Annotated in this window: 19 protein-coding genes; 12 read left to right on the top strand and 7 right to left on the bottom strand. The window is 35.8% G+C overall.

Annotated elements, in window-relative coordinates; translation table 11 throughout:
• Position 1 precedes the first annotated feature (1 nt).
• From MP477_RS05280 to MP477_RS05270, 3 genes are read right to left on the bottom strand one after another with little or no spacing between them, the layout of a single operon-like run.
• Positions 2 to 2,158 (bottom strand): patatin-like phospholipase family protein, encoded by a 2,157-nt coding sequence (locus tag MP477_RS05280; protein ID WP_257189466.1) that lies wholly within the window; start codon positions 2,156 to 2,158, stop codon positions 2 to 4.
• A gap of 2 nt (positions 2,159 to 2,160) precedes the next feature.
• Positions 2,161 to 4,608, bottom strand: coding sequence for a bifunctional UDP-N-acetylmuramoyl-tripeptide:D-alanyl-D-alanine ligase/alanine racemase (locus tag MP477_RS05275; protein WP_257189465.1), 2,448 nt, complete (start codon positions 4,606 to 4,608; stop codon positions 2,161 to 2,163).
• Positions 4,609 to 4,666: 58 nt separating this feature from the next.
• Positions 4,667 to 5,266, bottom strand: coding sequence for a thymidine kinase (locus MP477_RS05270; protein ID WP_230033148.1), 600 nt, complete (start codon positions 5,264 to 5,266; stop codon positions 4,667 to 4,669).
• 61 nt (positions 5,267 to 5,327) lie between these two features.
• Here MP477_RS05270 and MP477_RS05265 point away from each other — a divergent pair, with 61 nt between their 5' ends.
• From MP477_RS05265 to fabG, 4 genes are all read left to right on the top strand, one after another.
• Positions 5,328 to 6,803, top strand: coding sequence for a hypothetical protein (locus MP477_RS05265; protein WP_257189464.1), 1,476 nt, complete (start codon positions 5,328 to 5,330; stop codon positions 6,801 to 6,803).
• A 2-nt stretch (positions 6,804 to 6,805) separates the two neighbouring features.
• Positions 6,806 to 7,480: a 16S rRNA (cytidine(1402)-2'-O)-methyltransferase gene (gene rsmI, locus MP477_RS05260; RefSeq protein ID WP_230033152.1), complete on the top strand. Its 675-nt coding sequence runs from the start codon at positions 6,806 to 6,808 to the stop codon at positions 7,478 to 7,480.
• On the top strand, positions 7,481 to 8,992 hold the full coding sequence (locus tag MP477_RS05255) for a WG repeat-containing protein (RefSeq protein WP_257189463.1): 1,512 nt from the start codon (positions 7,481 to 7,483) through the stop codon (positions 8,990 to 8,992).
• 168 nt (positions 8,993 to 9,160) lie between these two features.
• Positions 9,161 to 9,904, top strand: coding sequence for a 3-oxoacyl-[acyl-carrier-protein] reductase (gene fabG / locus MP477_RS05250; protein ID WP_257189462.1), 744 nt, complete (start codon positions 9,161 to 9,163; stop codon positions 9,902 to 9,904).
• A gap of 84 nt (positions 9,905 to 9,988) precedes the next feature.
• Here the strand turns inward: fabG and MP477_RS05245 are convergent, their stop codons facing one another.
• Positions 9,989 to 11,029 (bottom strand): GMP reductase, encoded by a 1,041-nt coding sequence (locus tag MP477_RS05245; protein WP_257189461.1) that lies wholly within the window; start codon positions 11,027 to 11,029, stop codon positions 9,989 to 9,991.
• A gap of 61 nt (positions 11,030 to 11,090) precedes the next feature.
• Between MP477_RS05245 and MP477_RS05240 the strand changes: the two genes are divergently transcribed.
• Genes MP477_RS05240 through MP477_RS05230 form a run of 3 tightly spaced genes read left to right on the top strand, consistent with a single transcriptional unit; the run spans position 11,091 to position 13,489 of the window.
• Complete coding sequence (locus MP477_RS05240) at positions 11,091 to 11,831, top strand: prolipoprotein diacylglyceryl transferase (protein WP_257189459.1); 741 nt, start codon at positions 11,091 to 11,093, stop codon at positions 11,829 to 11,831.
• Positions 11,832 to 11,842: 11 nt separating this feature from the next.
• Positions 11,843 to 12,076 (top strand): hypothetical protein, encoded by a 234-nt coding sequence (locus tag MP477_RS05235; RefSeq protein ID WP_230033162.1) that lies wholly within the window; start codon positions 11,843 to 11,845, stop codon positions 12,074 to 12,076.
• Between the two features lie 9 nt (positions 12,077 to 12,085).
• A complete protein-coding gene (locus MP477_RS05230; RefSeq protein WP_230033172.1) occupies positions 12,086 to 13,489 on the top strand; it encodes a radical SAM protein in 1,404 nt (467 codons plus the stop codon).
• Positions 13,490 to 13,569: 80 nt separating this feature from the next.
• Here MP477_RS05230 and surE read toward each other — a convergent pair whose 3' ends face one another.
• Together surE and MP477_RS05220 are read right to left on the bottom strand one after the other, a co-directional pair.
• Positions 13,570 to 14,358 carry a 5'/3'-nucleotidase SurE gene (surE, locus tag MP477_RS05225; RefSeq protein WP_257189458.1) on the bottom strand — a complete coding sequence of 263 codons (789 nt, stop codon included), beginning with the start codon at positions 14,356 to 14,358 and terminating at the stop codon, positions 13,570 to 13,572.
• Between the two features lie 320 nt (positions 14,359 to 14,678).
• The gene (locus MP477_RS05220) at positions 14,679 to 14,849 is read right to left on the bottom strand and encodes a lmo0937 family membrane protein (protein WP_230033175.1); all 171 of its coding nucleotides are present in this window, start codon (positions 14,847 to 14,849) and stop codon (positions 14,679 to 14,681) included.
• Positions 14,850 to 15,200: 351 nt separating this feature from the next.
• On the opposite strand from MP477_RS05220, the gene MP477_RS05215 reads away from it, so the two are divergent.
• Complete coding sequence (locus MP477_RS05215) at positions 15,201 to 17,330, top strand: carboxy terminal-processing peptidase (RefSeq protein WP_257189457.1); 2,130 nt, start codon at positions 15,201 to 15,203, stop codon at positions 17,328 to 17,330.
• A gap of 52 nt (positions 17,331 to 17,382) precedes the next feature.
• Here MP477_RS05215 and MP477_RS05210 read toward each other — a convergent pair whose 3' ends face one another.
• Entirely contained in the window at positions 17,383 to 17,886 is a 504-nt protein-coding gene (locus tag MP477_RS05210; protein ID WP_230033179.1) for a superoxide dismutase family protein, read from the bottom strand.
• Positions 17,887 to 18,099: 213 nt separating this feature from the next.
• Between MP477_RS05210 and MP477_RS05205 the strand changes: the two genes are divergently transcribed.
• From MP477_RS05205 to MP477_RS05190, 4 genes are all read left to right on the top strand, one after another.
• Complete coding sequence (locus MP477_RS05205) at positions 18,100 to 18,738, top strand: 4'-phosphopantetheinyl transferase superfamily protein (RefSeq protein ID WP_257189456.1); 639 nt, start codon at positions 18,100 to 18,102, stop codon at positions 18,736 to 18,738.
• A gap of 181 nt (positions 18,739 to 18,919) precedes the next feature.
• Positions 18,920 to 19,339 (top strand): hypothetical protein, encoded by a 420-nt coding sequence (locus MP477_RS05200; RefSeq protein ID WP_257189455.1) that lies wholly within the window; start codon positions 18,920 to 18,922, stop codon positions 19,337 to 19,339.
• A 441-nt stretch (positions 19,340 to 19,780) separates the two neighbouring features.
• The gene (locus MP477_RS05195; protein ID WP_257189454.1) at positions 19,781 to 21,544 is read left to right on the top strand and encodes a fibrobacter succinogenes major paralogous domain-containing protein; all 1,764 of its coding nucleotides are present in this window, start codon (positions 19,781 to 19,783) and stop codon (positions 21,542 to 21,544) included.
• A gap of 257 nt (positions 21,545 to 21,801) precedes the next feature.
• Positions 21,802 to 23,589 (top strand): AMP-binding protein (locus MP477_RS05190; protein WP_257189452.1); only part of this gene is annotated, 1,788 nt, incomplete at its 3' end.

Below are 23,589 nucleotides of genomic sequence, written 5' to 3'. Positions count from 1 at the left end.
TTTAAAACCAGTGTCCTAAGATAACACTGAATATGCCTTTTTGATTATTTTTAAGTGAGTGGCTAAAGTTTACTTTAATTTGTCCAAATGGAGATTTATATCCTGCTGTTATTCCCAGTGAGCTAAAATTTACTTTAACTGCATCTTCGAATTTAAGATCATTAGAAAGATTGGCAAAACTGAAATTTCCACTAACAAAATAACTTTTGTTGAATTTAAACTGGATATCATTTGAGGCTAATATCACATTATTGCTATGAAGCTGTGCAAAATAAAAACCTCCAAAACTTTTAAAGTTGATAATATTCTGTTCAAAAACCCCACCAAGTCTGTACTGATAATACTGAGGAAGATTTTCACCAATGGTAAGTCCACCAAACAGATTAAGACGATAGGTAAATTGTTTACCCAACGGAATATTAATTCTTAGATCTGCTTTTATCTGGATAATTCTCTTCTCAACTTCAGATTTTAACAGATCTACCACCTTTCCTTCTGCAGCGAAATAGACCCCTTTTGTAGGGAATTCTTTGTCATCCTGGGTATCGGTCTTCAAAAAAGCATAGGGGTTCAAAAAACGGCTGTAACGCCTGTTTTCACCATTAAGTTCAGCCTTGAAGTAATCATGGCTTATACCACCTCCAATTGCAAATTTATCCTTCCATATCGATTGAATGTAGGCTTCGTTTCTGATCCATTCCCATTTATCCACGATGTTATTATCCATATTCTTAAGATCAAAGCTCATTCCCGAAGAATAAATACCAAATCCGGGAATATATCCGTTATCAATAAAATAATTAAGGTAGTATCTGAGCTTATCCCCGACAACAACATCTACTGAAAGGTTTGAATTTTTAAATAAAAGTCTTTTTGCGGAATAATTTAATAGGAGTCCTGTTTTGAAAATTTCATCATAATGAAGTCCGAATTTTACAAAATGCCGTGCATCATCTTCGGTAACGTATAACTTCAGATAATTCGTGTCATTCTGCTGAATAATATCATAGTTGATGAATCTGTAGTTATTGGTGGCAACAAGCTTATCAATCATCTTGTTAATATTTCCATACGTTTGTAAAGAGGGAAGACGTAGTCCCAATTTCCCCAAAACATAGTTTTTACCATATATTTTGCCTCCTTCTATCGCAAGACTGTCTATTTTGTAGACGTTGGAATATATTGGATTTACACGCTGCCTGAGGCGGTCAAAGGACCGTTTGGGTAATTGATCCAGGGTATTGACATATTTCATTCCTTCTACATAGCCGCTATCAAGAATCTTTTTTTTCTCATCATAGCTGGTGGCTGTCATTCCCTTTAGATTGGGCTTGATGTTAATATCAGTATATTTATATTGTTTTCTGGTATCTCTTTTTATTCCAAAGTCGATCACCTGGTTCAGGATTGAAATAATATTGTTTAAATCTTCTCTTTTTGAAAGGTCCTGGTTCAGGTCCACTCCAATGACGATGTCAATCCCTTTGTCCTTTAAAGGTTTTGAGGGGTAATTTACGGTCATGGCTCCATCAATATAAATACTGTCACCTATTTTCACAGGATCCATTAAAGAAGGAAATGCTGAACTTGCCATGATTGACTGTACGAGGTCTCCTTTTTCAAAGATCTGCATATTTCCACTTTCCAGATTGGTGGCCACACAAAAAAAGGGAATAGGAAGTTTAGAAAAATCATCAATGTTGGAAACATTTTTGAAAAGCTCTTTAAGAAGATAGACATTCCTTTGTCCTGTACTTATAGAAGATGGAAGTGTTATTTTTCCATTTTTTAACGGAATAGATAGAAGATATTTATCCACAGATTTATTGAAAAATGTAGACTCCTGCCGGGATTTGGGATCCATAATCAGAGAATAGAAATCCGTATCCATAACAATTTTTTCTATTTCTTTTCCGGAATATCCGGCAGCATAAAGACCACCTACAATGGCTCCCATACTCGTTCCGCCAATATAATCTACTTTGACTCCCAGTGAATCTAAAACTTTAAGTACTCCGACATGTGAAAAACCTTTGGCACCACCACCGGCCAGCGATAGTCCTATTCTTGGGTTTTTGGGAATTACCAAATCCTTTTTTACTTGTGACTGGATTAAAAGTAATTGGAATACGAAGAGAATGATCAGGAGTTTTCTCATAGTTAATCTTTAATATAAATCCGTTTCACCCGAGGGGAAATGGAGGTTAATACTTCATAGGTAATAGTTTTGCAGTAAGCTGCGAATTCTTTTAAACTGGGGTGAGCGTTGAAAATGGTTACTGTATCTCCTTCTTTTACATTAGGGATATTATCTACATTGAGCATCATCATATCCATGCATATATTTCCTACAATAGGAGCAAGAGTTTTATGAACTCCCAATTTTCCGATTTGATTTCCTATTAATCTGGGAATACCGTCAGCGTATCCTACCGGAATAGTAGCGATATTTGTCTGATGATCTGTTTTATATTTTCTGCTGTAGCCCACAGATTCACCGTTTTCAACCAATGATATCTGTGAAATCACTGTTTTAAAACTTACTACAGACTGTAATTGTTTTTGTATTTCACTGTATGGTGATTCTCCCAGCATTCCAATTCCAATTCTTACCATATCATACTGATAGTGGGTATAGTTTGTAATTCCGGAAGAATTTAAAATATGGCGGATAGGAGTATAGCCAAGCTTTTCTGTTAAATAGTTTGAGTTTTTTTCAAAAATCTCTAATTGGCTCATGGTAAATTCTTTTTCTTCCGGTACATCAGAGGAAGATAAATGGCTGAACATACTTTGAACCTTAAGATTTTTATGTTGTAAGGTTTCACTTAACTGATCTAATTCAAAATCTTTAAATCCAAGACGGTGCATTCCTGTTTCTAATTTGATATGAATAGGATATTTCTGATCATACCCGGACTTCTGAACTGCTTCATAGAAAAGGTCCAACACCCTGAAACTGTAAATTTCAGGTTCCAGATTATAATCTATAATAGTCTGATAACTGTGCTGTTCAGGATTCATCACCACGATTGGGGTGGTAATTCCTTTTTTACGGAGTTCTGCACCTTCATCGGCGAAAGCTACCCCCAGATAATCAATATGATGGTGCTGTAGAAATTCTGAAATTTCATAGCTTCCCAGACCATAAGCATTGGCTTTCACCATGGCCATCATTTTCGTTCCCGGCTTCAGCAGAGATTTATGATAATTGATATTATGAAGAATTGCGTTCAGGTTGATCTCCAAAACGGTATCATGCTTTCTCAGTTCAAGGATATCTTTAAGCCTTTCAATTTCAAATTTTCTGGCTCCTTTTAAAAGAATGATTTGATTTTCTAAATCTGTAAGTCGTTTACTTTCAATAAGTTCTTTTGTGTCTATAAAAGTATATACTTTAGATTTAAATAATTCACTAAATTTTGATATTTCATCGCCGATTAAGAATACAGAATCGAAATGCTGCTCATTAACCAGTTCTGAAACTTCTTCATACAGCTCCTGTGAATTCGTATTCACCCCTACAATATCCGTTAATACCAAAGATTTTTCAGGCTTATTGTATTCTTTTAAAAACTGTAGGGCAGTCTTCAGTGAGTCCAGATCCAGATTGAAAGAGTCGTTGATTACGATATTGCCCTTAATTCCTTCAATAGCTTCAAGCCTCATTTCAACGGCCTTTAAAGTGTTGATTTTTTCAACGATCTTTTGATTTCCGATGTTCAGCTCCTTTAGGACTGTGATAAGCGCCAGAGCGTTGGTTAACGTGGCTTCATCTCTTTGATGGGCCGGAAAACTGATTTCTTCACCAAAATATTCAACAATGATGTTTTCACCCTTCGAAATATTGTTTTTAATGAAGACCTGATTTTCTTTTTTAAACCCGTAAGAGATTAATTTTTTATCTGGGTACAGCTCTTTTATTTTTTTACTTACCAAAGAATGGTCACCATTATAAATGATCACCTCAGAATCTTTAAAAAGTTTGAGCTTTTCATCAATAAGTTCTTCTTCCGAAGAAAAGTTGGCAGCATGAGCAGTTCCTATATGGGTTAACAATCCGATTTGAGGATGAAAAATATTTTCTAAATTTTCCATTTCGTCCGGTTGGGAAATTCCCACTTCAAAAATCCCAAGCTTATGGGAAGCATTGATTTGAAGGAGGGAAAGAGGAAGGCCAATTTGGGAATTAAAACTTTTAGGGCTTTTTACTGTTGGAAATTCATTCCACAGACATTGATACAACCATTCTTTTAAAATAGTTTTCCCATTACTTCCTGTAATTCCGATGGATTGTAAATGGGAATGTTCGAAATGATACTTTGCCAGTTTTTGAAGAAAATCCACAGAATTCTCAACAATAATCCAGGTTATATTTTCAAACTGCGGATATGGATGTTCAGAAATAATTACATGGATACCTCTGTCTATAGCAGATTCAATAAATTTTTCACCAGAGTTTTTATGGGTATTTATAGCAATAAAAGCAGTATTCTTTGTAGAATATATAATTCTGCTGTCAAAAGCTATATTTTTGATCATTACATCTCCGTCTCCAATAACCTGTGCATTGGTGATTTTTGCAATTTGTTGTACTGTATAGTTCATTGGTACCCTTTCTGCTTATTTATGTAAAGGCAAATCTGTTTATTTTAGAATTTGCCTGTTAGTTTTTTATATTATTTTTCTTTGCAAGAACTTCATCCATAAAAACACGGCGGCTTACTGCTTCATAACTTTCTGTTTCACCCAATTCCACCAGGTTATTGCCCTGAGAAATCCTCATGGAATAATTGGCAAGATTACCTGTTCTCTTACAAATAGCATGCACTTTTGTTACATACTCGGCAGTAGCCATCAAATTGGGCATAGGACCGAAGGGGCGCCCCAGGAAGTCCATATCCAGCCCTGCAATAACTACTCTTACACCACTATTGGCAAGCTGATTGGCAATCTCTACAATGCTTTCATCAAAAAACTGAGCTTCATCTATTCCTACCACATCACAGTTGGAAGCCAACAAAAGAATTTCATTAGGATTTTCTACTGCTGTACTTCGTATTTTATTCTGATTATGAGATACTACATCATCTTCAGAATACCGGATATCCAGTTTCGGTTTAAAAATTTCTACATTCTGTCCCGCCATTTCTGCTCTCCGCAATCTTCGGATTAATTCCTCAGTTTTACCGGAAAACATAGAGCCACAGATAACTTCCATCCAACCGCTTTGTTTGGAATGATTAATTGTATTTTCTAAAAACATTTGTTAAATTAGCCGTATATTTTTAACATCAAAAGTAAGCAATTTTAATAAGAATCTTATTATGCAGAATATCCAAGATTTAAAGGAAAAAATTTTTTTTGAATCCAAGAATATCATTGATAATCTGGACAAAATAAATAACGTAGACGAATTACTTTCCAAGCAAGATCTTGTAGATGAGCTTGCTAACAGGATTTCTTTTTTGAAATTAATGGAAAAAAATATAGAATATTTCATTGCTGAAGATCCTGTTTACCATTTTGAAAATAAGCATCATTCCTTTGCATCCGGAGATATGGAATCTCATGATTCCGGAAATGAGGTAACGGAAGAAGAAGCTATTTTTAATAATGAACTGAATGAGATTGATGAAAATGAAAATGATAACTTTGCCGTTGGAATTGATGAAGAAGCAGTATTCAATAACCAGCTGAATGAAATCATGGAAAATGAATTCCATGAAAATATCATCAGCTTTGTGGATGAAAGCTATGAATACAAAAATGGAGATCAGCAGGAGATCCCAAAGAATGGAGTAACAGAAGAGGAAGCTGTTTTTAACAATCAATTGAATGAAATTGACGATAATGAGATCTCAGGAAGTGAAGCGGCAGTTTTAAGTTTTATAGATGAAGAAAAAGTACTTGCTGATGCTATTCCGGACTATGATGAGGATATTGATGATAGCATCTTTAATGAAAACATTACGGAAGAAGAAGTACGGTTTACTAATGAGCTGAATGAAATAGAACGTTCTGAAGAGGAGGATGCTCAACAGAAAGACGAGATAAAGGATGAAGTATTTCTGGAGGAGTCAAAAGGGACTGCAGAAAGGATCCCAAGTATTTTTGATACCGAAACCCTGGAAGACGAAATGTTGATTGAAGAAACTGAAGAAGAGTTTATTTCCTCAAAGACTTCAATAGAACAGGGAGAAATGGCTACAGAAACTTCCAATGTAGAGAATATCATAAGTGAGATAAAAAACGAACATCCTGAAGAAGAAAAGGAGGAGCAAATACTTGCAGAAGTATATGACAGAAGAAAAATTGTTGAAATAGACAAGCCTATCCCTGAGGAAACAGAAAAACATCCTTCTGATGAAAGTTTTGAAAATTTAGATGCTTATCATCAGGAGAAAAAAATAAAATTAGCCAATATCAAAGGACTAAAAGCCGTTCAGTCTCTTTTTGACGATGACCCGTTAGAAAGAGAAATACCTAAAGAAGACCAGGCTCCGGTAGTGAAGGAGGAAACAGGAAGCATTTTGAAATCCAATATTCCTACCAATTTTATGGAAGCTGACAAACAAAAACCGGAATTCAAGCTGGATTTGAATGACAGAATTGCTTTTTCAAAGATGCTGTTTGATGGAAGTCAGACAGACCTTAATGAAACGGTAGCCCAGCTCAACCAGTTTAGAAGCATTGAAGAAGCAAAGGAATATCTGAGTGATCTTTATTATGCCAGAAAATGGAGTAAAGTGGATGAATATGCTCAGAGACTTTGGATATTGGTGGAAAATAAATTCTTATAATTTTGAGCGGAATCTTATATTTTGTTCCTACTCCTGTAGGAAATTTGGAAGACATGACTTTCAGGGCAGTGAATGTTTTGAAAGAAGTTGATTATATTTTATGTGAAGATACTAGGACTTCCGGTATACTTTTAAAACATTTTGAGATCTCAAAACCTTTGAAATCTTATCATTTGCATAATGAACATCAGGCAACTGAAAAAGTGATTGCCGATCTTAAAAGCGGTCAGAATATCGCCATTATTACAGATGCAGGAACTCCGGGAATTTCAGATCCCGGCTATTTACTGGCAAAAGCCGGAGCAGATAATGGCATAGAAATGATCTGTCTGCCGGGAGCTACGGCTCTGATTCCTGCTTTGGTGGTTTCAGGACTTCCCAATAATGAATTTCTCTTTGCAGGGTTCCTGCCCCAGAAAAAAGGGAGACAAACAAAGCTGAAGCAGCTTGCTGAAGAAAAGAAAACGATTGTTCTGTATGAGAGTCCTCACAAGATCAATACTACATTAGAACAGATCAAAGAATTCTTTGGAGAAGAAACCAAAGCAAGCTTAAGCCGTGAAATCTCTAAAAAATTTGAAGAAACTAAACGGGGGACTATCAATGAATTAATTGAATTTTCCAAGAGTAAAACTTTAAAAGGGGAGATCGTTCTTATCGTCAATAATTCTATTTAATTGAAAAAATTAGTTTTCGTATTGTGCTCCACTATTTGTGCAGCACAGTCTCATCAGTACACTAAAGTTCTTTTATCAAAAAAGATTGGAAAAGAGGTTAGCTCCTATTCGGAAGGATACGGAACGGTATATGATGCTGCTACCAGGAAACAGGGAATTGTAGACTCGTTGGGAACAATTACATTTGAATCTCCTTACAGAGGCAGTATTTATCATATTTTCAAAAACAGATTCGTTCTGCGGTCTGAAGAAGGAAGTAAAGCTACATCAGGAATTATTGATGAAAAAGGGAATGAGCTGATTTCTTTGGATGAACAGGAATTTAATACGCCGTGGTTCAGCAGAGAACGGATTATTTCTTCCAGAAAGGATAAGGAAGCTGTTTATGATTATAATGGGAAACAGATTATTCCTTATTCTGATAAAATAAGATTTGCAGCCAGGAACAGGTTTTTTGTTTTACAGAATAAGAAATGGCTGCTTTATGATTTTAATGGCAGGCAGGTCACTGAAAGAGAATTCAGAGAAGATTACCACTTTGAAGAGGATAAAGCTTTGATTGTGAACGAAGAGGGGCAAAGTGAAATTATTGGATTAGATGGAAATACGCTCCATCGGTTTTCAAAGAATATAACAGATATCAACGCGTATCCCTATCTTATTACAAAGAATAAAAGTACAGGAAAATATGGTTTAATCGATCTCGATGAAGATACCATTGCTGAAGAGATTTACTCTGATATTACCCCTGAATATTTTGGAAAGAAAGAATATATCTATCTTAGAAAGAGCAATAAAGCAACTATTTTTTATAAGAAGGACCAGAAACTTTATCCCAGCAGTTTCAGGGATCTGGCTCCTTTATTTGATCGTCTTTTCAGTGTGTATAATGATCAATCAAAGAAATCAGGAATTGTTGATGTAGAAGGAAATGTGATTATTCCTCAGGAATATGACTTTATCAAAAGTTTTGTCATCTCTGGAAATGATTTTATTTATCTTAAAAAAGGAAATGAAGAAAAACTGCTGGATAAGGACCTTAAGAATATGCTACATGATGGTGATCAGATCCTTGGTTTTTATCCTAATAGCTTAATGATCAGAAAGCAGGATAAGTATTACAGGTTTTCATTGGGCAACCAATCGATGACAGAATTAAAGGATATTACCATGATCAAAGGCTTGGCTACAGATTATTTTAATCTGCTTAATCAATATTCAAAACCGCTTGTATGCAAGAATAAAGATAATCTGTTTGGTATTTTAGATGAAGCAGGCAAAGAAATTGTTCCTTTTATATATGAAGATATTGTAGTATTTGAAAACTATGAAAATGAAATTGTTGTGAAGAAAGACGGCAGATACGGTGTTCTGAATTTTCAAAATGAACCTCTCCGGGAAATTATTTATGATACTTATTTTTGGGAAAAAGAAGTATTGAGGTTAGATCGAAACAAAAAATCTGACTTTATCTATTTTACAAGGTTCAAAAATGCGGCTACCCAACTTTAATAAACTGAAAACTGATAAAAAAAGTCAGTAATTTAATGATTTGAATGCGTTGCATGACAATTTATAATATCTTTGCAAACCGTTTAATTCTGGAAAAGAATTATAGATTGAAAATGAGTCAGCATTCATAAGCTGAATGAGTTATAAAGAAAATAATTGTCAATAAATATGAAACTATTAGAAGGAAAAGTAGCACTAATTACCGGAGCTACAAGAGGAATCGGGAAAGGGATTGCTGAAGTATTTGCACAGCATGGTGCAAAAGTAGCATTTACTTACGCCGGCTCTGTAGACAAAGCTAAAGAATTAGAAGCATCTTTAAGTTCTGTAACCCAAATTAAAGGATATCAGTCTGATGCATCGGATTATGACGCTGCCCAGCAATTGGTAGATGATGTAATGAAGGAGTTTGGGCAAATTGATATTTTGATAAACAATGCCGGGATTACAAAAGATAACCTGCTGTTGAGAATGTCTAAAGAAGATTGGGATCAGGTGTTGAGAGTAAATTTAGATTCAGTTTTTAACCTTACAAAAGCAGTGATTAAGCCGATGATGAAGGCAAGATCAGGATCTATTATCAATATGACTTCCGTAGTCGGAATAAAAGGACATGCAGGACAGGCAAACTATGCCGCTTCTAAAGCGGGTGTAATCGGATTCACAAAATCTGTTGCCCTGGAACTGGGATCCAGAAATATCAGATGTAATGCTATTGCTCCGGGATTCATTGAAACGGAAATGACGGCTGTTTTAGACGAGAAAATAGTCCAGGAATGGAGAGAAGGTATTCCAATGAAAAGAGGAGGACAGCCTGCAGATGTTGCTAATGCCTGTGTATTTTTAGGAAGTGACATGGCTTCTTATATATCCGGACAGACGCTAAACGTTGACGGGGGTATGTTAACTTAAAAATAGTAAAAAGGCTGCACATGATGTACAGCCTTTTTTTATTCTTATTGCTGCTCATCCGGCAGTCTCTAAAAATGATAAGGATTAGTCTTTAAAAACCTGGTTTTCCTGCTCCTGAACTCTGATAAAAGTAGTTCTTTTGGAAAGCTGCTTAAGTTTGGAAGCCCCCACATAAGTACAGGTAGATCTTACCCCTCCTAAAATATCTTTTACGGTTTCTGATACAGGACCTTTATAGGCTACTTTCACCGTTTTTCCTTCAGAAGCACGATACTCTGCAACCCCTCCAGAATGTTTATCCATAGCTGTTTTTGAACTCATACCATAAAACAAACGGAATTTCTTACCATTTTCCTCTACCATTTCGCCACCGCTTTCATCATGTCCGGCAAACATACCTCCAAGCATCACAAAATCTGCTCCGCCACCAAAGGCTTTAGCCACATCGCCGGGAACCTTACAGCCTCCGTCTGCTATAATGTGTCCTCCCAGACCGTGAGCCGCATCTGCGCACTCAATGATAGCTGAAAGCTGAGGATATCCTACCCCTGTTTTTACTCTTGTTGTACAAACTGAACCGGGGCCTATTCCTACTTTAATGATATCTGCCCCTACCAAAAGAAGCTCTTCCACCATCTCTCCGGTGACCACATTTCCCGCTATAATAATTTTGTTCGGAAAATTGGCTCTTGCTTTCTTCACAAATCCAACGAAATGCTCCGAATAACCATTAGCTACATCAATGCATAGAAACTCAATTTTTGGATGCTTTTCAAGAATCTGTCTGATTTTTTCTTCATCTGCTTTTCCCGTACCGGTACTTAATGCGATATACTGATAAATACTTTCAGGCTGGCTTTCAAGAAACTCACTCCATTCTTCAGTGGTATAGTGTTTATGAATGGCTGTAATTATTTTTTCTTTTGCCAGTTCCACAGCCATTTCAAAAGTACCAACCGTATCCATATTAGCTGCGATAACGGGAACTCCATTCCATTTTTTCTGAGAATGCCGGAAAATAAATTCTCTTTCCAGATTAACTTCTGACCGGGACTTTAAGGTAGAACGTTTGGGACGGAACATTACATCCTTGAACCCCAGTTTTATTTCATATTCTATACGCATTTTATAATTATTTGTCAGAATAAAGGTAGTAAATAATCTCAAATAGATTATTTTTGAAGCAATGGATTTTCCTGTAACTTTTCATATTTTCGGTACAACAATCCTTGCACATCCTCTTTTTGAGACCGCCGGGATGTTTTTGGGTATGCGGTATTATTTTTACCTTAAAAGAAAGTCTAAAGAAAAGCTTGGTTTCAATATTTCCGCTGCTGTATTAATAGGGGCAACAGCAGGAGCTTTAATAGGTTCCAAGCTGATAGGAAACCTCGAAAATCCTTATACATTATTCGAAAATTTCAGCTTTAAAAGATTTTGGTCCAACAATACGATTGTGGGTGGCCTTGCTTTTGGGTTAATAGGGGTGGAGCTGGCAAAAAAAATAGTAAAACATAAAGAAAGCACCGGAGACTTAATTGTTTTTCCTTTAATGCTTGCCATAATGATCGGAAGAATCGGTTGCTTCCTTACGGGAATTCATGAAGAAACCTATGGAATTCCTACCGATTCAATCTTTGGAATGCATTTGGGAGACCAATATCTAAGGCATCCTGTAGCGCTTTATGAGATTGCATTTCTATTTATTTTATGGATAGCTTTACACTATATTCAACGCTTGAAGAAATACCCTTCAGGATTTGTTTTTCAGGTTTTTATGCTGAGTTATTTTACTTTCAGATTGCTGCTGGATTTTATTAAGCCCAGAGTAGAAATTGCCGGAAATTTGGGAACAATACAAATTGTGTGTGTATGTGTAATTATTTATTACATTTATATTATCAAAAATACCAAGTCCTTATATTAAAAATATTCACGATGAAATCTTTAACAATTTTAGAAGTGGGCAATATGGCCGGTGTCGTCATCATGATCATTGGAATGATTATTTTGGGTGCTTTGTTTATTTCTCTGGTGGTCACTTTGATCACGAAAGTAATCTATGAATGGAAAGGAGACCGGAAATTCAGTAAAAAACAATTTATACAAACTATGGTAATCTGTATTTTAATCTGCGGTTTGATTAGCGGATATATCTGCGGAGGACTTTAACATTAAAATATGCCAGTAAGAAACTATACGTATTACGATTATACGATAAGCCTTTGCCCCGAATGTCTTAAAAGAGTAGGAGCTAAGATTATTATTGAGGATGAAACTGTTTTTATGACGAAAAGATGTCCTGACCATGGCTTCTTTAAGACAAAAATAGCCTCGGATGTGCAGTATTATAAAAACATAAGAAACTATAACAAAGCTTCGGAAATGCCCCATCATTTCGGAACAGATGTGGAGTACGGATGTCCTTATGACTGCGGACTTTGTGTAGATCACGAGCAGCATAGCTGTCTTTCTATAGTAGAAGTTACGGACCGGTGTAATTTAACCTGTCCTACATGTTATGCCATGTCTTCTCCTCACTATGGAAGCCACAGAAGTCTGGAGGAAATAGAAGCGATGTTTGATATTATCGTTAAAAATGAAGGCGAACCGGATGTTGTTCAGATTAGTGGAGGAGAACCCACCATACATCCTGAGTTTTTTAAAATCATGGATATTGCCAAATCGAAACCCATAAAACATTTAATGTTAAATACCAATGGGATAAGAATAGCCAATGATCCGGGGTTTGCCGAAAAACTGGCAACCTATGCACCGGAATTTGAGGTATATCTTCAGTTTGATTCATTTAAGCCTGAAGTGTTAGAGGACTTCAGGGGAAAAGACCTTACGGCGGTAAGAATGAAAGCCCTGGAGAAACTCAATGCACTTAACCTTTCCACCACACTGGTTATTGTACTTCAAAAAGATAAAAATATAGATGAGATCGGTAAGATCATTGAGTTTGCTCTGAAACAGAAATGTGTACGGGGAATTACTTTCCAGCCTGTAGAGATTGCAGGAAGAAACAGGGAAGATTCTTCCCATGAGAAAATTACCTTAACAGAGGTAAGACAGGAAATTCTCAATCAGTTCCCGCTATTAAATTCTGATGATATCATCCCTGTTCCCTGTAATCCGGATGCTCTGGCCATGGGATATATTTTAAAATTAGAAGGAGAGACAATCCCTTTAACCCGATATATCAATCCTGCTGATCTTCTGAATAATGAATCTAAAAACACCATTGTTTACGAACAGGATGAAGGACTTCAGATGCAGCTGCTGGATATATTCAGTACGGGAATTTCGGTAGATAAAGTAAAGCCTAAAGTGAACCAGCTACTCTGCTGCCTTCCGGAAGTATGTGCTCCCAATTTTGATTATGATAACCTGTTCAGAATTATCATTATGAATTTTATGGATGCCCATGATTTCGACGTCCGTGCGGTAAAAAAATCCTGTGTACATATTGTCAATAAGGATCTGAAATTGATCCCATTTGAAACAATGAATCTTTTCTACCGAGATGATAAGAAAAATTATCTGGAAGAACTGAGAAAAGAGGATAAAGTATTGTTTTAACTGAATCGGAAAAAAATAAGAGACGTAAAATCATTTTACGTCTCTTTATATGTTTTTAAAACTGTTCGTAATAGAAACTGTTATTTAACTTCCGGAATAGGGTCAAAAGTCATTATCTCTCCGAGTGTATTCATATACTCATAAGCTGTCATGTCAAATTTCACCGGTACGATAGAAATATATCCGTTGGCCAAAGCTGTCTCATCGGCATCTTCAGATTCATCCATATTATTGAAATATCCTGTAAGCCAGTAATATTTTTTTCCGTGTGGATTTACTCTTTCATCAAAGCTTTCTTCCCATTTCGCATGAGCCTGTTTGCAGACTTTTATGCCTTTTATTTCTTCCGCCGGCAGTTTGGGAATATTGACATTCAGTACAATTCCTTTAGGCATAGGCTTTTCAAGAGTCCTTCTGACTATATTCTGAATAAATTCTTTAGCCTGGGTAAAATCTGCCTCCCAGCTGAAATCCAGTAATGAAAATCCAATTGCAGGGATTCCCTCCACTCCGGCTTCCACAGCAGCAGACATCGTCCCCGAATAGATCACATTAATAGAAGAATTAGCCCCGTGATTAATTCCTGAAACAACAATGTCCGGCCTTCTTATCAAAATTTTGTCAAGAGCCATTTTTACACAGTCTACAGGAGTTCCACTACAGGAAAAATCTTTCTGTGGGCCTTCAAGGGTAACTTCTTCGTAGCTTAGGGTAGAATTAATGGTAATAGCGTGGCCTTTTCCACTTTGGGGAGAATTAGGGGCTACAACAACAACTTCTCCGATTTCATTCATAAAATTTACAAGATTTCTGATACCAGGAGCTGTAATTCCATCATCATTAGTAACCAGAATAAGTGGTCTTTCCATAAAATATTTTAATTTTTTAATAATATGAAGTGCAGTTTGTCCAATTATTTAATCAGGACAAAAAGAAATTTCAACACATCAAATGTAGTTAAAAATAACCTGTTATAAAATATCTGCCGAATTATAAATACATCATATTTTTAAGAAAAAATTAAAAATAGTCATAAAATGGGGTGTTTTCTGACAGGAAATATCAGAAAAGGGTCAGTACGAAGGGATGCCTTTCAGTGAAACTGTAACAGATTTTATCTTTGAAAATAATATCCATACAATCTCACCGAAATTTACATCTTTTTAAAGTTTAATAATTTGAGTAAGGCTTAATCAAGAGGTTTTCTCCCTGATATAATATTGTAAAGAATAACAATAATAGCAATGACCAAGAGAACATGAAATAAATATCCGGTACTGATTCCCGGAACCACTCCTAACATTCCTAAAAGCCAAACAACGATACAAATGACTGCTACTAACCATAATATACTTCTCATAACGTTACATTTTTAAAGTTATCTGATTAAATATCAGCATAATTTGTGCCTTTATGTCTTAAAATTACTTTTTGTGGTACCTGTTTTTTTTATTAAATAGGCAAAACCATGTTTAAAAGCACTTATAGAAAAGGAAGTTTGAGATATTTTTACCATATAAGAAAAATTTCTTTTCGTAGAAATATAGAGAAGCGGATTTATTATTTGTATAGCTCTTTTGATAAAAAACACTAAAACTATACGATATTTGTAAATAAGGTATTAAATTTGATCGTTTGTAACAATACGGGTATTTTATGTTACTAATTGATATACTTATTTTTAAAAAAATTAATAAATACAAGACAGTTTATGTGGAAAAATTTCAAACTGAATAAATTTTTACTCCTAATTCCATTAACCAGTCTAATGTTTTGTTTCAACTCGCCAAAGAATGACGATGAAAAGATGCAAACAATAATGGTGAGCGTAAAAAATACACTTTCTTATCTTCATTATAGCCCAAAAACTATTAATGATGCCTATTCTAAGGACGTTTATAAGCATTATTTCGAATTGGTAGACCCTGCAAAAAGATATTTCCTGCAATCTGACATGGATGAATTCAGCAAGCATGAGACAAAGCTTGATGACTATATCAGCCAGGGCGATCTTAGCTTTTATAAACTTACGATAGACAGACTCTACCAAAGAGTGGATGACATTGATAAGATTACCCAGGATATTTTCAGTAAACCGATTAATCTTCAGGAAGATGAAGCGCTTACTCTTGAACCCAAGCTTAAAAAAATTCCTGCCAATAAGCAGGAACAGTATAACGAGTGGAAGAAGTTCATTAAATATAATATCCTTCAGGAGATTGAATCCATGAACAGTAAAGAGGAAGCTCAGAAAGAGAAAAAAGATTCTGTTCAGAAGTACAAACTTAAGGATACGATCAATTTTAAGGTTCTTACTCAGGATGAAAAGATTAAGAAGGCTACAGATGAGGTAAAAGACCTTGTGAAAGATACCTTTACAAGATTCAAAAAGAGAAAGAAAATGGATTGGTTTACAGTGTATATGAATGCATATACGGAAGTATTTGATCCACACACGAATTATTATTCACCAAAAGATAAAGAGGATTTTGACAGCCAGTTTACCGGAAAAGTAATCGGTATCGGAGCCATTATTCAGGAGAAAAAAGGAAATCTTTTCCTGGGAGCTCTTACTATTGGAGCCCCGGCATGGAAATCTAAGCAGCTTTCTGAAGGAGATAAGATTTTAAAAGTAAAATCTAAACCTAAAGATGATGCAGTAAACGTTGTGGGAATGCTTTCTGATGAAGCGGTAAGGCTGATCAGAGGGGAAAAAGGAACGCCGGTAACCTTAACGGTACAGAAAAAGGACGGATCTATAAAGGACGTTACTATGATTCGTGAAGAGGTAGCTATTGAAGATACTTTTGCAAGAAGTATTGTGGTGAATACACCTAACGGAAAGAAATACGGATTCATTAACCTTCCAAGCTTTAATGCTGATTTTGAAAATGCAAAAGGAAGAAATGCTTCTGACGATATTAAAAATGAAATTGTAAAACTTAAAGCTCAGAATATTGAAGGAATTATTCTTGATCTGAGAAATAATGGTGGAGGATCTTTAACGGAAGTTGGGGATATTATGGGCCTTTTCATGGATGCTGGTCCTTATGTTCAGGTAAAAGATGGAAACGGGAAAATCCAGACCTTAAAGAACAAATATGAAGCTCCTATATGGACGGGACCTTTAGTCATTATGCAAAATGAACTTTCAGCTTCAGCTTCAGAAATTTTAGCAGGAGTAATGCAGGATTATGGAAGAGCAATGATCATCGGATCACCACAGTCTTTTGGAAAAGGTACCGTACAGACTTTTGTTGACCTGAATAGATTTTTAAATACTGAGGATGATTTCGGATCTTTAAAACTGACGATTCAAAAGTTTTACAAAATTACCGGTGAATCTACTCAGAGAAAAGGAATTGTTTCTGATATTCAAATGAAAGACTTCTTTACCTATGCTGAAGTAGGAGAGAGATATGATGATTACGCATTGGCCTGGGATAAAATTCCACCTACAAAATTTGAAAAACTGAACTATTTCAATATCCAGGCTCTTGAAAAAGCAAGCTCTGAAAGAATGGCTAAAAACAGCAATTACCAATTGTTATTAGAATCAGCTCAATGGAGAGAAAAACTGGATAAAGAAGAAAATATCACGCTGAATATCAATAAATTTAATGAATTGATGAAGCATAGGAAGTCTCAGATTGAGAAGTTTAAGGTGCTGACTAAATTTGAGAACGGACTTCAGTTTATCATGTATCCAAGTGAAGTAGAAAGAGAGAAAAAAGATGAAGCATTCAAGAAAAAATCTGAAATGTGGATCAAAAATCTGAAAAAAGATCTCTACCTGCAGGAAGCAATGAATATTGTAGCAGATATGGGAACAAAATCATAATCATAAAAAAACCGCTAATGAAAATTAGCGGTTTTTTATTGAAATAAATGGGTTATTTGATTTCTACACATCCAACTCTTCCTCCTGCATTCCCTGTAGGCTGAGTATGGAAATCATCAGCCGCAGCGTGTACGATAAGACCTTTTCCAATGATATTTTTAGACTCATCTGTACAGGAAAGACACCATTTGTCTGTCTTAAAGGTTAAAGTGGCATTTCCACTCTCGTCTGCAATCAGGTTGCCTATATCTCCCATATGGAAATGTTCAGCACCCCATTTTCCATGGTCATCTTTACCGGGATTCCAGTGTCCTCCGGTAGATGTTCCATCCGCTGCAGAACAGTCTCCTTTTTCATGAATGTGTACTGCATGGATTCCAGGGGTCAGGTGATTGACATCAAGCTTCATAATTACATCGCTTCCCTGTTGGGTAAACTTTGCCGTTCCTCCTGTTTGTGTTCCGCTCTTGGCATTTACTTCGTACGTTTTTACAGTGCCACAAGAAGCAGCTAAAAATGCACATCCAGCCAATACTGCTAATGTTTGTACTTTCATTTTTAAATGATTTATAGTGATTATAGGTTAAAATTAAAAAACATTTTCCAAAATGCTTTATGATTCCAGTCTTTTTTTCTGAAAAGCCACTTAATGATGCCCTGTATCCATATTGATTGATGAGCAGATACAGTTTCCTAATCGAAAATAAATAATAAGCTTTAAAATAGGTTTGAAAAAGAAAATGACTATTTTTAATGTAATTTATTTTTGATGATTATTCTATATTCGTTTATTGATGAAAACAGACACAAATTTCTGATAGACAGGTATTTGAATGCTTTTCCGGAAGATTTTAAGAAAGATATTCTGAAATACCGGCGATGGCAGGATGCCCAGCTTTCTCTGTTGGGAAGAGTTCTTTTAGAACATGGGTTAAATGCTCATTATGGAATCAGAGGCGCAGAAATTGGAAGATTATCCAACAATAAACCTTTTCTAAAAGGGCATACCGTTCATTTTAATATATCTCATTCCAAAAATCTTGTGGCTTGTGCTATAGCTGATTATCCTATTGGAATTGATATTGAGTTTTCAGATGATTCCATCAATTATTTGGATTTTCAATTCCAGATGACGGCAGGTGAATTTGAGGAAATTCATCAATCCGAAGACCAAATAAATAGTTTTTTTACCTATTGGACAAAAAAAGAAGCGGTCTTAAAAGCAGAAGGTAGTGGGATGATGATTCCTCTTGATTCATTTGAAATTTTAAATAATGAATGTCTTATTGAAGGAAAAAAATTCTTCACGAAAGAATTTTTTATAGATAAAAGATATCATTGTTGCATAGCATCTGAGGAATTTACAGTCGTAAATAAATCTATTTGTTTTGAATTGTTTCAAAACTGATTAACCCTTTTTAAAAGTGTTGTGCACCCTATTTTATTATTTTTTTTTCATAAAAAATACACCATATAAATCATTTATAGGTGATAAAATAAGATTTTTTTGCAAAATTTACTTTGTGATTTCAAAATTAACATATATCTTTACGCAGAGAAAAAAATTATTTCAACACTAAAAATTCACAATGAGAAAAAAGTTATTGCTGCAAATCAGCATTTGCTTCAACGTACTTACATTTGCACAAGTAGGTATTAAAAAAGAGAGTCCCCATCTTAGTACAGATCTTGAGCTTGGTTCAAATAACAAGGCTTTAATTTTGAACAGAGTCCCAAACACAAATGCAATTCCAAATCCTGCCAATGGAATGATGATTTATGATCTTTCAGAGGAATGTGTAAAAGCATACCAATCTGGAAAATGGTCGAAATGTTTAGGCAAAAATCTAAGAGCCAAACAGGCTTCTGACCCACTATCTTTATCAAAAGGTTCTGTAGACCTGCCCCACGATTTTATTGCTTGGCAATTTTATCGCGAACAAGACATTACGTATACACAAGGGAGGAGAACTTTTGTGAAAGACGAGATATTGAGATTAATGAATTAGTGATAGCATTCCCGTGATAATTTTCCCGGCAGGTAAAAGAAGCTTATATTATTCAGTACAGTATTTCAGCCAAAGCATATATTCTGACAATTAGGGTTTCATTGGCATACAACAATTTTTGACCTGAATAGTACGATTCTTTCCCTTCCTTGAAAATGAGTTTCAGGCAGAAATTTCCTGAGAATTATATTAGATTCAATAATTACTTTATAATGATGTAAATAGTAACTGTTGTAAGAAGGCTGTGCCTAAAAGGCAAGGGCTAATTATTATATTAAGTTTCTGTTAATTAATTATTTAGATTATATATTATTTGCATTAGTTCTCAAAAATATTCTGAATCTCGGTGCCCGGGCCTACCATTACTTGATTTTTCACAATTTCAAAAAATAAACACATTTATATAACCCAAATTCATTTATTAAAAACGAATATTTTAAGATGAAAAAACTATTATTATCGATTTATTTCTGTATCAGTTCTTTATCCTTCGGACAGGTAGGGATTAATACTGCAAATCCCCATTTAAGTGCTGATCTGGAATTGGGATCCACAAACAAAAGCTTATTATTAAACAGGGTTCCCAATACAGGAGCTATTGCTAACCCGGTTAACGGCATGTTAATATACGATGTAGCAGAACAGTGTGTAAAAGCTTTCCAGGGAGGTGCGTGGTCGTCATGTTTCTGGCAAGAGAACAATTCTTTTGCTTTAACATGTGCTTCTGCGGTATTTGCTCCCGCTACAGCAACTCAGGGACAAGCTTACACAGGAACCTTAACAATTCCTTATACTGGTGGAGATGGAAGTGCATATCCGGGACAGACTATTCAGTCTAATGGATTGACTGCTACATTGGCGCCAGGTACTTTTGCTACCGGGGCCGGAAGTTTACAGTTTTCTGTTGCCGGCTTTCCTATCACTTCAGGAAGTGCTGTATTCAGTATTACTGTTAATGGAAGTACATGTACTTCTATTAGTCTTCCTGTAAATCCCGGAACTCCGGTAATTCCACCAAATATTACATTAGAAGGAAGATACTTTATTGCTTCTGTGTATGATCAGGATTATTCTCCGTTTACAACACCTACAGGACCTGCTACTACTGCCAGACCTGTTGCTGCGGATGGAGTAAATGAAACACTGGTTGATCTTCAGGGAGTGATTCCTACTTCAGGATTAACAGTCTATATTCCTGCAACAGCTACAGGAAGTGGAAGCATTGGTTCTTACAGCCAAACAATAAATGTTCCGGCTAATCTTACCGAAGATGGCATTTCCAGAAATATTACACTTTCCTGGAGTTCCCAGTCTTATAACAGTACCACTAAATCAATTACAGCCACCCTTAAAGCTGAAGGAGGTACATTAAATGCCCGCAAGCTGGACGTGAATGCAGGAATAGGAAATGATTACCTTGGTGTGCTGTTGGGAAGATTCCTTATGCCTAATGCCGGGGCTCAGAAAGGATATGATGTCCGTATAATAGCGGCAATTCCGGACAGAATGTTTAATCAGCCTGATATTGATAAAAACTTTAGCCACAACTTCCTTTATCTTCCGATACAGGCCGAAGATGGTAACGTATGGCTGAATCATAACTTAGGAGCAGATTACACGAATGTAAATGATCCGAACTTCAATCTTGGAAAAAGACCGACTTCTGCATCAGATTATCGTGCTTATGGTTCGCTATTCCAATGGGGAAGAAAACCGGATGGACATGACCTGATTAAATGGTCAGCTTCTAATACAGGAACACCAGTTAACCCTATTATTACCGGTACCGCGAATGATAACCCTACAGATACCAGATTCATTGCTACAGGAAGCGACTGGAGAGTAACTGGCAGTACTACGCTATGGCAAACCAGCACTTCTGCAAATAATCCGTGTCCTATAGGATTTAAAGTTCCTACACAGGCACAGATACAAACTTATCTAAGCGCTTCTAATATTACCAATGGTATTAATGGGGCAGCAGCAAGTAAATTAGGTCTTACTGCAGCAGGAACCAGAGATGCAGGTCTAGGAAATATCTCAACTGTTACAACAGGAACTTCCGGACTTTACTGGAGCAGTACAGCCGGATCAATATCCAGCCCAGCTGCCGCAGCTTTACAGATTTCTCAATTTGGAGCTCCAAGTGCTACTTTTTTCCCAAGTAAAGCACAAGGCATCTCAGTTCGTTGTATTAAAGAGTAAAAAAATAAATTTTAAATAATCACTAGGGTAGTTGTCGACTTTGTTAACAGCTACCCAACGTGGTTAAAATACTTCCCTATAATTGGAATTATTAGCAATAAAAGTAGCCCTGTTATTACAAAAATAGCAAGACAATTAAAAAACACATACTTCTCATCATGAAAACCTAATGACAACTTTTGAAAACCAAGAAATATTTGAAGAAAATCTGAAAAAAAATCCTAACCTAACACCATATCCGAAAGGATATAATCCCCATGAATTTAACACCTTACCAATCTACCTTTTACAATGAATGGATCCTGAATCCATCCAGAAGTGACTACAACATTATTTTTGACCAGTCAATGTCCGGATATATAGATATTCAGAGACTGAATTCAAGCTTAGTCCGGTTTGTCAACAACAATTTACTGCTCAACAGTAATGTTATTGGTGAATCGGGAAACTTAGTCTGGAAACACAGACCGCTGCTCTCTGAAGATGCTCAGATATTAACGTTTATTGCCAAAGAGCCCAGCTCTGAAGAGGTACTAAAGCTTGCCCTACAGCCGTTTGATCTTGAGAAAGACCAGCTGGCAAGATTTTATGCGATTAAACTTGATAATGGAGGATATAGGATTATTCATATATTTTCTCATATTCTTGTTGATGGTCTAAGTGCTAACAGTATTTATGCAGAACTCAGTACCTTCTACAATGATCTTAGCTATGTAAACCCGATTAGCCTTGCAGAGCAGAAAAAATTATATGAAAAACTGAGAAGTCAGTTTGATGATATATTGACAGGTGGGAAAGCCGAAATGTCTAATTTCTGGGAGAATAGTCTGAAAGATGTAGAAAATATTGGATTTAAATTTTTACAGACCTCAGAATTAGTTCGTTCAGATCTTGAACAGAAAGTTCCGGTTCTTACCAATCCGGTAAGTGAACTCCGGTTTAATTTTCCTGAGCCTGTATTTCTTAAGGTAAGACAACTAACATCAAAATATAAACTTACGCCCTATACATTTGGGCAATTGGTGTTAGCTGTTTTGCTTCATAGAATTTCCGGAATAGATAACCTGGTGATCAACTATCCTGTTGGTATTACCGAGGGGCAGGATTTTATTTTTGGAGCCCACATCAATACTATTGTGAAGGGGTATAGATTTCATAAAGAATCTTCTCTTCGGGATCTTGTAGAGCAAAATTTAGAGTATACCCATCTGCTGAAAAAAAGTAAGGCCAGGTATCTTCCTATTGAAGAGCTGATCAGCCACGCACCTACATCAAATATATTGGAATTTGGATTTGTTCAGACCAGTCTTAAGGATGTGGTTATTCATTATGAAGGAGCCAGCAATGTAATTATTAATAGTGACCTGAATGTTGATTTAGTAGGAAAATTATCATTTGAGCAGGAGGTAAGAGATGGACAGGTTAATTTTAAAGTCCGTTATGCCAATCAAAAACTTGATGTCAGACTGGTTACAGGATTTGTAGACATTTATAAGGGGCTGTTTATTGAAATACTGGAAGATTTACTGGAAGGGAAAGTAGAAAAACAGATCACAAACTATGAACTGTTAAACCATGATTCTTACCAAAATACAGTTACTTTCTGGGATAGGATAGAATCTGTTGAATCTGATAAACCCCTTCATGAGTTATTTGAATCTCAGGCATCAAGGACGCCGGATGCGGTTGCCTTGGTTTATGGAGATATTAAGCTCACCTATAAAGATTTAAATGAGCGCTCCAACCGTTTGGCAAATTACCTGATAAAAACTTATGCCCTTCAACCGGATGATCTGGTTCCATTATGTTTGGAACGTTCAGAACATATGCTGATTGCTATTTTAGGAGTATTAAAATCCGGAGCAGCCTATGTTCCTATGGATCCCTCTTATCCTTCAGACAGAATAGAACATATCCTTAGAGATACGGGCAGTAAAATTGTTATTGCCGAAGAAAGTACTATAGAAAAAGTGACAAGTTCAGTGACAACAATTTCTATAAACGATTCTGTTTTCCAAACCATTCTGGAATCACAGGAAATATTG

Source organism: Chryseobacterium sp. WG23, assembly GCF_024586575.1.
Classification (GTDB): Bacteria; Bacteroidota; Bacteroidia; order Flavobacteriales; family Weeksellaceae; genus Chryseobacterium.
Note: the sequence above shows the minus strand (reverse complement) of the source record. Positions and strands in the feature narration are given on the sequence as shown.